Source organism: Niveispirillum sp. BGYR6, assembly GCF_027568365.1.
In the GTDB taxonomy this organism is placed as follows: domain Bacteria; phylum Pseudomonadota; class Alphaproteobacteria; order Azospirillales; family Azospirillaceae; genus Niveispirillum.
On record NZ_JANLNL010000001.1, the window covers coordinates 488,076 to 502,498 of the forward strand.

Here is a 14,423-nt window from a genome sequence, read left to right on the forward strand (position 1 = left end):
CAGACAAATGAATGCCACCGGAGTGCCACCCTGTGCAACCGGTGTCATGCGCAAAATCGTCGCCCCTCAGGTGCCTTGCTGAATGAACGGCACCTTGGCGAAAAGCTGACGTTCCGCCCCGCGCGGATCGCTGGCCAGTTCGGGGCGGACATCGAACAGCATCGTCTCCCGCCCCTCCAGACGATAGGGGCGCCATGCCGGCAGGCCGGTATGGTTGGGGTTGCCGCTGCGGGCAAAGGCGATGAAGGCATCCATCATCTGTTGTGAGACGGCAGCGGCATCCACCCCGGTGCCGGTGATGGAATCCGGTGCGTCCAGCGTGCCGAAGACCAGCGGAATATCCAGCGTATGCGGGGCCCCCCATTTGCCACCATCCTTGGGCGAGCCCCAATTCAATTGATAGGCAAAGACGGGGGAGCCCTGTTGGGCACGCAATTCCGCCTCCACCACAGCGCCACGCCAGGAGCGGCCGGCGGTGGTGGCGGCGAAAAACACGTCGCTGGGGCTATAGGCTGGGTAAAGCCGGCGATATTCCGCCACCACTATTTCCGGGGTGATATCCACCCGCATATGCTTGGCCAGCCGGGCCGGCAGTTGCTCCCAGGTCAGGGTGAAACTATCCGGCTCCCCGCCGCCGATCAGGCTGCGGGTTTCATCCTTGGTATTGCCGATCATCATCGGGATATCGGCGGAAAGGGCCGGGGCGTCGGGATAGAACGGGTGCCGCGTCAGGCTGCGTTCATCCAGCACCGGGCCGAAATAAATCCCGCCGCTGCCGATCACCGGGTCGGTGGTTTTCAAGGCCGCCACCAACTTTTCCACCGGCAGGCGTGCCACCTCCGCCGCGCGATCCGGCGTCAGGCCCAATGCGGCCAGATAGGTTTCCGCCCGCCGGGCGGCGTTCAACGGGCCGGAGGCCGTCAATTGCTGCCCGCTCATCGTGGCGGCGCGGTGGAACAGGCCGCGTGCGGCCGGCATGGCCATCAAGGTGGCGATCTTGGCCCCGCCGCCAGACTGGCCGAACAGCATCACCCGGCCCGGATCGCCCCCGAAAGCGGCGATATTATCCCGCACCCATTGCAGTGCCAGCACCAGATCCAGCATCCCCGCATTGCCGGAATCCGCATAATCGCCGCCCACCAGCCGGCCCAGCGACAGGTAACCGAACAGGTTCAGCCGGTGGTTCAGCGTCACCACCACCACATCACCCCGGCGGGCCAGCTTGCTGCCATCATAAAGCGGGTTGGAGCCGGAACCGCTGGCATAGGCCCCACCATGGATATAGACCATGACCGGCCGGCGCGCAGTATCCAGCCCCGGCGTCCAGACATTCAAAAACAGGCAATCTTCCGAGGTCGCTTCATTGATGCGGCCCTGCGGGCAGGCGGCGCCAAATGTCAGCGCCTCCTGAACGCCTTTCCAGGACTGGGGCGGGGCCGGCGGCAGAAAACGGCGCGGGCCGGTATCAGCGCCATAGCGGATGCCCTTGAACTGGTGGATACTGTCCAGGGTGCGCCCGCGCAGCTTGCCATAGGTGGTTTTCACCAGGGGCGCGCCCTGCCCCGCCGCCCAACCGGTTCCGGCCCAGCCGGTGGCAAGGGTAGCGGCCGCACCACGCAACAAGGTGCGCCGGCCAAAGGCGTCATCCGCCCGGTCGATCATCCCGATATCCTCCCCAACGCGTGGGCCTGTGCCGGCCCTTGTCTTCTCTTAAGGGTGCGATCATAAGGAAACCGGTGTCAATAGCCAATACATCTCTTTGACAGGGGCGGACGCAACCGGCGATAAACCGATCAGCACGCTGGGAAGGATACCCCATGATCAATCGCCGCCGCTGGCTGGGCATGACGGCCCTTGCTGCCACCCTCATCGGGACTATGACCCGGGATGCCCAGGCTGAACCGGGGGCCGATTTCCCGCTGACCGGGCCGGACCCGGCAGAAATATTGCCCCTGTGGCCCAGCAGCCCGCCGGGCGGACCGGTACCGGGGCTGGTGGAACAGGTGGAGGATCGGGCCAAACCCGGTGGCCTGAAGGATCGGGCGGCACTTCACATCACCCAACCGACGCTCAGCGTATTCCGCCCCGCCAAGCCCAATGGATCCGCCCTGTTGCTGATCCCTGGCGGGGGCTATGCGCGGGTGGTGATGGATAAGGAAGGGTTTGAAACCGCCCGGCTGCTGGCAGCAGAGGGCATTACCGTCTTCGTGCTGCTTTACCGTCTGCCGGGCGATGGCTGGGCCGGTGGACCGGACACACCTATGCAGGATGCACAGCGGGCCCTGCGGCTGATCCGCCATCATGCCCCTGCCTATGGCGTGGCACCGGGACGCATCGGCGTCATGGGCTTTTCCGCCGGCGGGCACTTGTCGGCCAGCCTTGCCACCCGTTATGAGGAAAAGCTTTACGATCCGGTGGATGCCGCCGATGCGGTCAGCGCCCGCCCGGACCATGCCTGTCTGGTCTATCCGGTCATCACGCTGGCCCCGCCATCGGCCCATACCGGTTCCGCCCATAATATGTTGGGGCACGATCCGGCCCCGGATCGGGTGGCCCGCTATTCCCCGCAAAATGGGGTCACGACGCAGACACCGCCCAGCTTCCTGCTGCACGCACTGGATGACAAGGCCGTCTCGCCGGAAAACTCCCTGCTGATGCTGGCGGCACTGCAGCGCGCGGGCGTGCTGGCGGAGGCGCATTTCTTCCAGGAAGGCGGCCATGGGTTTGGCCTGCGTGGGGCGATGGGCAAGCCGGTAGCCGCCTGGCCGTCGCTTTATCTCGCCTGGGCGCGGCGCAACGGTTTTATCCCGGCCTGAAAAAACGAAGGGGGCGGCCAACCCGCCGCCCCCTACCCCGATCAAGCCGGCATATGGCCTTCGCTGTTGGCCAGATACCAGCGCGCCAACTCTTCACGCGTCGGCCACCAGACCCCATCCAGGCTCTTGGCATATTCCAGAAACTCCCGGATCGCGCGGACACGGTAGGCGCGGCCGGAGACATGCGGATGCAGGCCGACATTCATCAGCCGCGCCGTCTTCTCCCCTTCCTTGTGCAGCACCGACAATTCCTCGATCAGCGTATCGCGGAAGGCATCGGTGGTCAGGCCCCGCCGGGTCAGCAGGGTGAAATCGTTCAGCTCGTTGGAATAAGGCACGGAGACCAGCGGGCCATTCTCGGTCTTGATCCGATAGGGCTGGTCATCATTCATGATGTCGCAATAGAACAGGAAACCCTGTTCGGCCAGAATACCCGCCGTGTTCAGCGTGCCGCGCAGGGAGGAGGACAGCCAGCCCAAGGGCCGGCGACCGACATTGCGCTCATACATCTCAATGGAACGCAGGATGATGTCGCGTTCCTTGTCCGGCTGCTTGGCGAAATTGGTCAGCAGCTCGCCCTGTTCGTAATTATGGGCCAGCAGTTCCCAACCGCGTTCCAGGCAGGCTTCCACCATGGCGCTGCGCCGTTCGAAGGTCACGGCGTTGGTGGTGCAGCTTGCCTTCACGCCCAGCTCGTCGAACAGCTCATAAAGCCGCCACAGGCCGACGCGCTGGCCATATTCACGCCAGGTGAAATTGGGAAAATCCGGCGTATCGCCCGGCAGCACGTCCGGCAGAATGGCCGGGCCGCCCGCATAATAGGGCTTGTCGGTATCCTTGGTCAGATCCCAGGTTTCCAAATTGAAGGTGAGGATCAGGGCGACCTTTTTGCCGTCCGGCCAGCGCAGGGGCCCGCGCTTGGGCATCGGCACGTAATCATAGCTCAACATGGATCAGAAATCCTCAAGCAGGCGGCCGAAGCCATAAACCTTGTCCTGGATGCCGCTGGCGCGCAGGGCGTGCCAGTATGTCGCCGTATTGATGGCGATCACCGGCTTGCCCAGCACCAGCTCGGCGGCGGCGGCAAAGCGCATCATGGACAGGTTGGTGCCGACCTGGATGATGGCATCCACATCATCACCATCCAGATATCGCAGCGTCTCGCGCAGTTTCTGGTCGGTGACCTGGGCAATGGCGGTCCAGGTGGGGCAGCGCAGCGGCGCGTCGCGCACCGTCTCATATCCATAATCAGACAGGAAGTTGCGCACCTGTTCATTCGCCACCGGATAATAGGGCGACAGGAAGGCCACTTTCTTGATCCCGCCATAGGCGGCCAAAGCGGCGGCAACCGATTCAGAACCGGTGGACAGTTCCACGCCGCTGATCTCGTGGATCTGCTTGTGGAACTTGCGCGCCCCTTCGGCCCCGCCATAGAAGGTGATGGCTGACATGCCCATGACCAGATAGTCCGGGTTGCAGGTCATCACCGATTTCACGGCGTCGATGGTGTTATCGGCGATGGCCTGGGTGCCGGCCAGAAAGGTCTCGTCACTGATCGCCTGGGCATTGGCGACGATGATGCGGCTGTAATGGTTGGTCACACCGGCGGGGCGCAGATCGTCATAATCGGGCTGCACCGTGGTGTTGGTGCTGGGGCCCAGCACGCCGAACAGTTTGCGCCAGCCCCGATTATCCTTGCCTTTGACTTCCATGATGAAATTCCTTTGCCTCTGCGGAGGGATCAAGCGATAGCGGCAGCGTCGGCCAGGCTCTGGAACATGGCCTGGCGCAGCAGGAACTGGCGGCGCTTGGCCGGATCGGCTTGGGTAGCGATCAGCTCGTCCCGGCGCTTGGCCTGGGCCTCGGCTTGGCTTGCCTTCATCATTTCCATGGTCTGGATGGTCTGGGCCTGCACGAAGCTGCGGGCGGCCCCCCGGCGCTGGCGGCTGAACTGCTCCAGGCTTTCCTCATCCGGGCCGTTCTTGATGATCTTGGTCAGGCGCTGGCACAGGTTGAAGGCATCATGGATGCCGCTATTCATGCCGAACCCGCCCAGCGGGTTGTTCAAATGCGCGCTGTCACCCACCAGGAAGGCGCGGCCCTGGCGGAAGTTTTCCGCCACGCGCTGATGCATCCGATAGATGGTGCGATGATAGGTCTGCACCCCGGTCTTGCCGATCAGGCGCTGGAACACGCGGTCGCGGTTCTCGTCAGAGGTCAGTTCGGCATCCGGCGTATCCGGCTGGGCCGGCAGCAGGATGCGCCAGACCGACGGCACGCGCAGCAGCACCAGCCATTCCTCCGGATCGGCCACATAATTCACATGGGCCAAATTGGGGAAATATTCTTCCAGCGGTTCCTTAGTCGAAAGGCAGAGGAACTTCTCTGGGTAAGTGAAGCCCTCAAACCCGATGCCCAGCCATTTGCGCACGGCGGAATTGGCACCATCGGCCCCGATCACATAATCGGCCCGTACCTTTTCAATGGCAAAGGGGGTTTCAAAGGCCAGATCGACACCGGTGTCGTCCTGGTTCAGGTAGACCAGACGGCTGCTGAACTTCACTTGCGCCTTGGGGTGGGATTCCAGCTTTTCCGCCAGGGCACGGGCCAGATGATATTGTTCGCACTGCAGGCGATAGGGATAGCGGGTGATATCCGACAGTTCGCCCAGATCGAACTCCACCACCGCGCCTGTGCGGCGGTCGCGGTAATGGTAGAGCGGTGCCTTCAGGCCCTTATCCAGCAGGAAGGGGGTGATGCCCAGCTCATCCAACATTTCCAGCGTCGGCGGATGGAAGGTGGAGGCGCGCAGATCCTGCGCGCAATCGGGGCCGGCTTCCAGCACCAGCACATCAATACCCTGCTGTGCCAGATAATATGCGGCCACCGTCCCCACCGGGCCGGCACCGGCGACCACCACCTGCGTTCTGATCATCGCCCTGTTTTCCTTGCTTGGTGTATTGGCGACGTGCCGGCGTGACAAGCCGTTCGTCGCCCCCTGTTCTGTGGAGGCACCGTGAAGCCGCATGTCGCTGCGGTATCCAGCGGTGGCGAGTGCCCGTTCCGCCGGAATGGCGGAAACGGGCGAAAAGCTTATTGCGTCGCCTTGTGCAGATAGGCGATCAGCGCGTCCCGGTCTTCCTTGTTCGGCAGACCGACAAAGGCCATGGTGGTGCCCTGGATCAGGCTGGTCGGCTTGGTCAGCCAGGTTTCCAGCGTCGCATCATTCCAGGCCACACCGCTGTTACGCATGGCATCGGAATATTTGAACCCTTCCGCCATGCCCGCCTTGCGGTCGAACAGGCCGTGCAGATTGGGGCCGACCTTGTGCGGCTTGCCGGCGGTGATTTCGTGGCAGGTCTTGCAGCGGATGAACAGACGCTCACCCTTGTCAGCCGTCTGAGCGGATGCATCCTGGACCAGCCCGCCCGGAACAGCCCCCAGGGCCGCCATCGCCAGCGCAAGGATGGCGATCTTACGGGCCAGCGGATGGGCTTTGGTGCTACGGCCGGGCACTCGGGTCAAGGATGCCTCCTGATCAAGAAATCCGTGGGAATTTCAGCACCCGTTTCCAGGTACCGTCCATGGGGGATATCTGACGGTTGATCGGGCGGCTGGTCGATCAGCACATCCGCATTTGGCCACACAGTGGATAAAAACGGGGCTTCAAATGACAGGTGCCGGGGCGAATGGTTAGGCTGCCAACCGTGGCCCAAGATTGGGGTACACATTTGGTTCCCGGTGACTTTACCCCGGCGCAGATTTTGCGCCGGGGCCATTTCCATATTTCAAGGGACGGGTGATGACGCATCGTCTGAAGGCCATTCTGCTGCTGACCACCGGCCTGCTGGCCACCTTCCCCGCCCCCGCCCCCGCCCAGGATGCAGAAGCCATTTATAAGCAGCGGCTGGAAAAGCTGCTGACCGGTGCGCCACTGGATACGCTTTACCAGCCGCTGGAAGCGGTGCCCGGTGCTGCCACCCTCACTGCCCTGTCCCAGGCCAGTGCCGCGCAACGCACGATCACCGATGCGGCCCTGGCCGATGCCGCCGCCTATGCGGCTGACAGCAAGGCGGCCGCCTTCATCGTCTGGCACAAGGGCAAACTGCAGGCGGAAATCTATGGCGATGGTGTAACGGCCGCCACGCCGCTGCCGTCCAAATCGCTTTCCAAGCCGATGACGGCCATCGTCATCGGTCGGGCCCTGCAAATGGGGCTGATCAAATCACTGGATCAGCCGGTGGCGGATTTTGTCACCGAATGGCAGGGCACGCCCAAGGCGGCGATGCTGATCCGCCACCTGCTGGACATGCGCACCGGCTTTCTGGAACAGGGCTTCAATGCCGATCCGGATCACCCCTGGAATCGCGCCTATCTCAGCACCGATCACGGCAGCTACATCGTCAAGGATTACCCGCTGACCGATGCGCCGGGCAGCCGCTATGGCTATTCCAATGCCACGTCGGAACTGGTGGCCTTGGTGATTGAGCGGGCATCCAAGCGTCGCTATGCCGATTTTGTCGGGCAGGAGGTGCTGGCCCCCGTCGGCGCGCCGGGCGGCCAGGTCTGGGTGAACCGGGTGGGCGGGCTCGCCCATTCCGGCTGCTGCATGATGGTACCGGCAGAGGTGTGGCTGCGTCTGGCCATCCTGCTGCTGCATGATGGGGTGGCCGATGGCAAGCGGCTGCTGCCGGCAGGCTATGTGAAGCAGATGGTCACCGGCACACCGCAGAACCCGCATTACGGCCTGGGCGTCTGGCTGGCCGGTTCCTATGTCGAACGGCGCGGTTTTGGTGCGCCGGGTGCACCCGGTCCCAGCATCCTGCACAGCGAGCCTTATCTGGATCGTGATCTCTACCTGTTCGATGGCAATGGCAGCCAGACGGTATTCATCTCCCCGCAGACCGGCTTGATCGCCCTGCGTCTGGGCAATAACCCGCCCAAGGGGATGGATTGGGACAATAGCCGCCTGCCCAACATCTTGATCCGGGGTTTGAAAGACAAAGTGAAGATCGAACCACAATCACGTTGATTTTTAGAGCGTATTTCCGCTGGCCGGAAACACGCTCTAACATTTCGTTTTCCTCAATCGCCGGCGCTGCATCCGCAGCTTGGCTACGCCGCATATGCGGCGCGGCGGCAGTCGCCGCCGGAGCTGTTTTCGGTTGACCGAAAACAGCTCTAAAAAAAGGGCGCCGCATCGGGCGCCCTTTTTTCATTTCACTTTGCCCATTTCTTCTCAAAGGCCCAGACATCCTCGAACCCGATCAGGGAGCAGAATTCGCGGAAGCTGAACATCGGAATATCGGGCGACAGGCTGGTGCCGGTTTCCTTCAGATGTTCCATGGCCTTTTCCATGGCGGCAGCGGCCACCAGGCTGTTCATGGCCGGGAAGATGGACATGGCATAGCCCAGGCCTTCCAGCGTCTTGGCATCACGGATGGGGGTCAGGCCGCCATCGGCCATATTGGCCATCATCGGCTTATCGACGGAGGCGGTGACGGTACGGGCTTCCTCGTCGCTGGTCAGCGCCTCGGGGAACAGGATGTCGGCACCGGCTTCGGCATAGAGCTTCATGCGGTGCAGCACGCCTTCCAGCCCCTCACTCTGCCGGGCATCGGTGCGGGCGATGATCAGGAAATTCTCATCCTGGCGGGCATCTACGGCGACACGGATCTTCTCCGCCATGTCTTCGGCCGGGATCACCCGCTTGCCGGGCGTGTGGCCGCACTTCTTGGGGAATTCCTGATCTTCGATCTGAATGGCGGTGACGCCAGCCTGTTCATAGGCGCGCACCGTGTGATGCACATTCAACAGCCCGCCAAAGCCGGTATCGGCATCGGCCACCACGGCAGCGTTGCAGGTGCGCACCAGCGTGGCCATGCGGTCCACCATCTGGGTAACCGACGCGATGCCGGCATCCGGCAGGCCATAGGCCGATGCCACCGTCCAATAGCCGCTGCCATAGACGACATCGAAGCCGACCTTGTTGGAAATGACCGCGGTGATCATGTCCTGGATGCCAGGGGCGGTGATGAACTGACGGGCGGCCAGTTTCTGGCGCAGGATGGGATTGGCCATGATGTTAACTTTCTATATCAACCAAGCCAGGGAAAGCGCTGACGGCGCTGGGTTTCATATTGCGCGATGGCATCGCTGCGCTGGTTCAGGATGGTCATCACCTCGTCCCAGCCATTCAGCAGCGCATCGCGCTTTTGCGGATCGATGCTGATGGCGACGGTCGACCCATCGGGCCGGGTGATGAAACCCGCTTCCAGATCGACATGCAGTTCCAGGCCCGCTTCGGCATCGGCCAGCAGGGCGGCGTGTGTGGCTTCATCCACCACCACCGGCAACATGCCGTTGCGATAGCAGTTGCCCCGGAAGATGTCCCCGAAGCTGGGGGCGATGATGCAGCGGATGCCCTGATCCAGCAGCGCCCAAGGGGCCTGTTCACGCGATGAACCACAGCCGAAATTGGCCCCCGCCACCAGGATGGCGGCTTGGCGCCACGGTTCCCGGTTCAGCACGAATTCCGGCACTTCACGCCCCTGCCCGTCGAACCGACGGTCATGAAAGGCATAGCGGCCCAGGCCCTTCTTGGCCGTGATGGTCAGGAAGCGGGCGGGATAGATGATATCGGTGTCGATATCTGCCTCGTTGAACGGGGCGGCGACGGCGGACAGGCGGATAAAGGGTTCCATGGGCTTACACCGCCTCCAGATAATCACGCGGGTCGGCAATATGGCCGGCGATGGCCGATGCCGCCGCCATGGCCGGCCCCATCAGATGGGTGCGGGCCCCCTGGCCCTGCCGCCCCTCGAAATTGCGGTTGGAGGTGGAGGCACAGCGCGCACCCGGCGGCAGCCGGTCATCATTCATCGCCACGCACAGCGAACAGCCCGGCTCCCGCCATTCAAAGCCGGCATCCAGAAACACCCGGTCCAGCCCTTCCTGTTCGGCCTGGGCCTTCACGGCACCCGATCCCGGCACCACCAGCGCCGTAACCCCGGCGGCCACCTTGCGGCCCCTCAGCACATGGGCGGCCATGCGCAAATCCTCGATCCGGCCATTGGTGCAGGAACCGATGAACACATGGTCAATGGCGACATCGCGCAGCGCCTGCCCCGGCACCAGCCCCATATAGGCCAGCGCCTTCGCGGTCTTTGCGGCCTGTTCAGCATCATTCAGGCGGGCCGGGTCGGGCACCTGGCCCGTGACATCGGCCACCTGATCCGGGCTGGTGCCCCAACTGACCTGCGGCACCAGACGGGTCGCATCAAGGGTGATTTCCCGGTCGAACACCGCCCCTTCATCACTGGGCAGGGTGCGCCAATAGGCGACCGCCGCATCCCAATCGGCCCCTTTGGGGGCCTTGGGCCTACCCTTCAGCCAGGCGAAAGTCGTCTCATCCGGGGCGACAAGGCCGGTGCGGGAACCGGCCTCAATGCTCATATTGCACAGCGTCATCCGGCCTTCCATGGACAGGGCGCGGATGGCGGGGCCGGCATATTCGATGGCATGGCCGATAGCGCCATTGCTGCCCAGCTTGCCCACCACGGCCAGGATGATATCCTTGGCCCCGACACCGGGCGGCAGATCGCCGGTGACATTCACCCGCAGCGTCTTAGCCTTGGGCATCCGCAGGGTCTGGGTGGCGAGCACAGTTTCGCATTCGCCCGAACCGATGCCGAAGGCCAGCGCCCCGAAGGCGCCATGGGTGGCCGTGTGGCTGTCGCCGCACACCAGTGTCAGCCCCGGCAGGGTGAAGCCCTGCTCCGGCCCGGTGACATGCACAATGCCCTGGCGCGGGTCACCCAGGGTCAACAGCTCAATGCCGAATTCCCGCGCATTGGCCTCCAGCAAGGCCACCTGGGCGCGGGCCTGCGGGTCGGCAATCGGGCGGTCACGATGGCGGGTGGGCACCGAATGGTCGGCGACAGCCAGATGATAGGCGGGGTTGCGCGGACGCAAGCCCTTGGCCCGCAGGCCTTCGAACGCCTGCGGGCTGCTCACCTCATGCAGCATCTGCCGGTCGATATAGAGCAGGCAGACGCCATTGCCCTCTTCCGCCACCACATGGGCGGCCCATAATTTATCGTAAAGGGTCGTCGCCATCGCCCGTCCCGGTCCTGCGCCATTGTTTGTCATTATGGCCTGACCAGACCATGGATGGGCCAGAGGCTGCCAAGCCCACCGCGTATAATGACCACCTTGCGGACAAATGGTTTGCCCGGCCGCGCCCGACAGGCTGTCAGGGCATAGTTTTGCTCAGCAAGAAATAAAACCAGATTTCGGAGCGGGATTGATCATGCCTGACGCGGGAATGGCCGGAACGGTGCCGGCGCTGAAACAGGTTCTGGCCGGCATCGTCGGGGCGGCGCATGTTCATGAGGACGATGCCACCCGTCGCCTGCATAGCGGCGATATCTGGAGCGAGGCGAAGGAACCGGTTGCCCTGGTCGTTGCCCCGGATAATCTGGACCAGCTTTCCCGCCTGATGGCGGCCCTGCATGAAGCGGGCGTAGCCGTCGCCCCCCGTGGCGCGGGCATGAGCTATACCAGCGGCTATATCCCCAGCGTTGCCGGCACCGTCTCCCTGGATATGCGGCGGATGAACCGGGTGCTGGATATCCGGGCTGACGATATGGTGGTGACGGTGGAAGCCGGCTGCACCTGGGTTGACCTGAACAATGCCCTGGCACCGCTGGGCCTGCGCGCGCCCTTCTGGGGGCCGATGTCGGGCCTGACCTCCACCATCGGCGGGGGGATCTCGCAATTGAATGCCATGCTGGGGGCCGGTCATTACGGCACCTCCAGCGAAAGCGTGGTGGCGATGAGCGTGGTGCTGGCCGATGGCCGCGTGCTGCGCACCGGGGCGCGGGGTCCCGATGGCGAAACCCCCTTCTATCGCCATTACGGGCCCGATCTGGCGGGGCTGTTCGCCGGGGATTGCGGTGCCTTCGGCATCAAGGCCCATATCAGCCTGCGGCTGATCCAGGCCCCGGCGGCGGAAGATTACGCCTCCTTCTCCTTCAAGACCGGGGAAGAACTGATGCGTGCCATGGCCGCCATGGCGCGGGCCGGGGTCGCCAGCGAGATGTGCGCCTTCGATCCCGGCCTGACCAAGGTGCGGATGCAGCGTGCCTCCATGTCCGGCGATGTGAAGGCGCTGGGGGCCGTGGTGACGCGGCAGAAATCCCTGCTGCGCGGCCTGTGGGAGGCCGTGAAGGTGGCCAAGGCCGGCCGCAACTTCGTGGACCTGGAGAGCTACCCGCTGCACATCATTGCGGAAGGCCGCTGCGCCGCCAGCGTGGCGCATGACATGGCGACTGCCCGGCGTTTGGCCGCCGATCATGGCGGGACAGAGATTGAAAACACCATCGCCAAGGTGATCCGCGCCATGCCCTTCCCGCCGCTGAACAGCGTGCTGGGGCCGGGCGGGGAGCGCTGGATTCCCATCCATGGCCAGGTGTCGCTCTCCCAGGCCCCGGCCCTGTTCAGCGCCCTGCAGGCGTTGTTTGCCGAACTGGCGCCGGAGTTTGAGCGGTTCGGCGTGCGCACCGGCTATCTGTTCAGCAGCATGTCCACCAATGCGCTGGTCCTGGAACCGGTAATGTATTGGCCTGACGCGAAGTTCCCCGCCCATGATGCGGCGATGGAACCCGCCCATGCCGCCCGCCTGCCAGTGCAGCCGGCCAACCCCGCCGCCACAGCCTTCGTGGCGGCCACGCGCAAGCGCGTCATTGCCATATTCCAGCGCTTTGGCTGCGGCCATTTCCAGATCGGCCGGGCCTACCCCTATAAGGACAGCCGCGATCAGGCCAGTTGGGAACTGTTGGGCGCCATCAAGCAGGTGCTTGATCCCAAAGGGGCGATCAATCCGGGCTGTCTGGGATTGGATCATCGGAAGGGCTGATCGCCATGGTCACCACCAGTCAGGTTCTGCGCCAGTCCCGTTTCGCCCCATGCTTTCGGGATGCGGTCGATCTGGTGGCGGAACCCGTGCGCAATCCGGGGCCCGGTGAAATCCGGGTGCGCAACCATTGGTGCGGCGTCAATGGCATTTTCGATACCCAGATCGCCCGCAATGCGGTCAGCTATATGCCCGTCAGCCTGCCCACCTATACGGGGGTTGAGGCCATTGGCGTGGTGGAGGCGGTGGGCGAGTCTGTAACCGGGTTCAAGGTCGGGGACGCCGCCGTTACCGTCCGCTTCACCTGGGGATACCGGGAAACCGCCACCGCCCCGGCGGCGCATTTCATCCGCGTACCGGCCACCAACCCGGATTATCTGGCACTTTCCTCCACCGGGGTTTCGGCGCTGCTGGCGTTGCAACATACCGGCGCCCTGCGGCCAGGGGAGGTGGTGGCCATCTCCGCGGCCGCCGGTGGTCTGGGCCATCTGATGGTGCAAATCGCCAAACAGCGCGGTGCCCATGTGGTGGCGGTTTGCGGTGGTGCGCAAAAGATGGATTTCGTACGCGGTCTCGGTGCCGACCGGGTCATTGATTACAAGGCAGAGGATGTGGCCGCCGTGCTGGCGGCGGAATATCCGGGTGCGCTGGATGTGGCCATCGATACGGTCAGCGGCCCGATCTTCGATGCCTTTGTTGATCATATCGCCCGGCACGGGCGGCTGGTGGTGGCGGGTGCGGCCCAGGATCTGGATGGAAGACCGGAAATCGTCACCGGCCCCCGCATCGCCCACAGAATCTATTACAAGGGCGCCTCAATACGTGGGTTTATGAATGGTCTGCTGACCGACCTGTGGCCACAGGCGCGGGAAACACTGTTCAGCCTGCTGGATGAGGGCAAGATCAGGGTCACGTTCGACGCTGTTCGGTTCCAGGGCCTGCATCAGGTACCGGACGCCGTGGAGCATCTGCTGTCCGGGCGGTCGATGGGGAAGGTCGTGGTCGACCTGCGACCCTGATCGCCCCGATGGCCAGGCCATAGCTCTTTGTTTGCACGAAGGATCATTGGTGATGAGCAATAATATCGAAGCCCTGCGCCACGACATGCCGTTGCTGGCCCGTCACGAGGGCGTGTGGGAAGGTTGGTATCGCTATTATTCGGCGGAAAACGGTCAGTTGATCGACCAGCACCGTTCCCGCCTGCTCTGCCGCCTGACGGAAGATGGCCCCAGCCCCTATCACCAGACCAACCATTATTTCTGGGAAGATGGCCGCACGGAAGTGCGCGACTTCCCGGCCGATTATGCCGATGGCCGTATCTGGTGGGATAATGACCTGATCACCGGCTGGGCCGCTGCCATGAAGCCGGATGATTTCAACCGTTCCACCTGCCTGCAATGGACCCGCAAGGGGGAGCCGGACCTGTATCTTTATGAAATGATCCAGATTTCCGATTGTGGTCAGTTCCGTTCCCGCACCTGGCACTGGTACAAGGGCGGCCGCTGCTTCCAGCGCACCCTGATTGACGAGAAGTTCGTCACCAAGGACTGGAAGAATTTCAACGATCATACCGCGCCGAAGAACTGATACCAATCCGCCGAGGGCTTGACCCTTGGCGGATATGATGCCGGCGACCGCCGGCCCGGCGCCTGAGGGAACGCGAAATCTCCCTTGATCGGTCATGATCAAGG

At 63.4% G+C, this 14,423-nt stretch carries 13 protein-coding genes; 5 read left to right on the plus strand and 8 right to left on the minus strand.

Features of this window, described 5'->3' with window-relative positions; genetic code table 11:
• Window positions 1-66: 66 nt before the first annotated feature.
• Window positions 67-1,662 carry a carboxylesterase/lipase family protein gene (locus tag PCJ49_RS02035; protein WP_269909476.1) on the minus strand — a complete coding sequence of 532 codons (1,596 nt, stop codon included), beginning with the start codon at window positions 1,660-1,662 and terminating at the stop codon, window positions 67-69.
• Window positions 1,663-1,817: 155 nt separating this feature from the next.
• Here PCJ49_RS02035 and PCJ49_RS02040 point away from each other — a divergent pair, with 155 nt between their 5' ends.
• Window positions 1,818-2,816 carry an alpha/beta hydrolase gene (locus tag PCJ49_RS02040; RefSeq protein ID WP_269909477.1) on the plus strand — a complete coding sequence of 333 codons (999 nt, stop codon included), beginning with the start codon at window positions 1,818-1,820 and terminating at the stop codon, window positions 2,814-2,816.
• A 41-nt stretch (window positions 2,817-2,857) separates the two neighbouring features.
• Here PCJ49_RS02040 and PCJ49_RS02045 read toward each other — a convergent pair whose 3' ends face one another.
• The 4 genes from PCJ49_RS02045 to PCJ49_RS02060 all read right to left on the minus strand — a co-directional run bounded on the left by PCJ49_RS02045 (window position 2,858) and on the right by PCJ49_RS02060 (window position 6,332).
• Window positions 2,858-3,766 carry a hypothetical protein gene (locus tag PCJ49_RS02045; protein WP_269909478.1) on the minus strand — a complete coding sequence of 303 codons (909 nt, stop codon included), beginning with the start codon at window positions 3,764-3,766 and terminating at the stop codon, window positions 2,858-2,860.
• 3 nt (window positions 3,767-3,769) lie between these two features.
• Complete coding sequence (locus PCJ49_RS02050) at window positions 3,770-4,528, minus strand: aspartate/glutamate racemase family protein (RefSeq protein WP_089289855.1); 759 nt, start codon at window positions 4,526-4,528, stop codon at window positions 3,770-3,772.
• A gap of 29 nt (window positions 4,529-4,557) precedes the next feature.
• Window positions 4,558-5,751, minus strand: coding sequence for an NAD(P)/FAD-dependent oxidoreductase (locus PCJ49_RS02055; protein WP_269909479.1), 1,194 nt, complete (start codon window positions 5,749-5,751; stop codon window positions 4,558-4,560).
• A gap of 158 nt (window positions 5,752-5,909) precedes the next feature.
• Window positions 5,910-6,332, minus strand: coding sequence for a cytochrome c family protein (locus PCJ49_RS02060; RefSeq protein ID WP_269909816.1), 423 nt, complete (start codon window positions 6,330-6,332; stop codon window positions 5,910-5,912).
• 286 nt (window positions 6,333-6,618) lie between these two features.
• On the opposite strand from PCJ49_RS02060, the gene PCJ49_RS02065 reads away from it, so the two are divergent.
• Window positions 6,619-7,848: a serine hydrolase gene (locus tag PCJ49_RS02065; RefSeq protein ID WP_269909480.1), complete on the plus strand. Its 1,230-nt coding sequence runs from the start codon at window positions 6,619-6,621 to the stop codon at window positions 7,846-7,848.
• A 188-nt stretch (window positions 7,849-8,036) separates the two neighbouring features.
• Here the strand turns inward: PCJ49_RS02065 and PCJ49_RS02070 are convergent, their stop codons facing one another.
• Genes PCJ49_RS02070 through leuC form a run of 3 tightly spaced genes read right to left on the minus strand, consistent with a single transcriptional unit; the run spans window position 8,037 to window position 10,934 of the window.
• Window positions 8,037-8,897, minus strand: a complete 861-nt coding sequence (locus tag PCJ49_RS02070; protein WP_269909481.1) for an isocitrate lyase/PEP mutase family protein — start codon at window positions 8,895-8,897, stop codon at window positions 8,037-8,039.
• Window positions 8,898-8,914: 17 nt separating this feature from the next.
• Window positions 8,915-9,520, minus strand: coding sequence for a 3-isopropylmalate dehydratase small subunit (gene leuD / locus PCJ49_RS02075; protein WP_269909482.1), 606 nt, complete (start codon window positions 9,518-9,520; stop codon window positions 8,915-8,917).
• Window positions 9,521-9,524: 4 nt separating this feature from the next.
• On the minus strand, window positions 9,525-10,934 hold the full coding sequence (leuC, locus tag PCJ49_RS02080; RefSeq protein ID WP_269909483.1) for a 3-isopropylmalate dehydratase large subunit: 1,410 nt from the start codon (window positions 10,932-10,934) through the stop codon (window positions 9,525-9,527).
• Window positions 10,935-11,127: 193 nt separating this feature from the next.
• Between leuC and PCJ49_RS02085 the strand changes: the two genes are divergently transcribed.
• Genes PCJ49_RS02085 through PCJ49_RS02095 form a run of 3 tightly spaced genes read left to right on the plus strand, consistent with a single transcriptional unit; the run spans window position 11,128 to window position 14,319 of the window.
• The gene (locus tag PCJ49_RS02085; RefSeq protein ID WP_269909484.1) at window positions 11,128-12,735 is read left to right on the plus strand and encodes an FAD-binding oxidoreductase; all 1,608 of its coding nucleotides are present in this window, start codon (window positions 11,128-11,130) and stop codon (window positions 12,733-12,735) included.
• 5 nt (window positions 12,736-12,740) lie between these two features.
• On the plus strand, window positions 12,741-13,751 hold the full coding sequence (locus PCJ49_RS02090) for a zinc-binding dehydrogenase (protein WP_269909485.1): 1,011 nt from the start codon (window positions 12,741-12,743) through the stop codon (window positions 13,749-13,751).
• Between the two features lie 52 nt (window positions 13,752-13,803).
• Window positions 13,804-14,319: a hypothetical protein gene (locus PCJ49_RS02095; protein WP_269909486.1), complete on the plus strand. Its 516-nt coding sequence runs from the start codon at window positions 13,804-13,806 to the stop codon at window positions 14,317-14,319.
• Window positions 14,320-14,423: the final 104 nt, after the last annotated feature.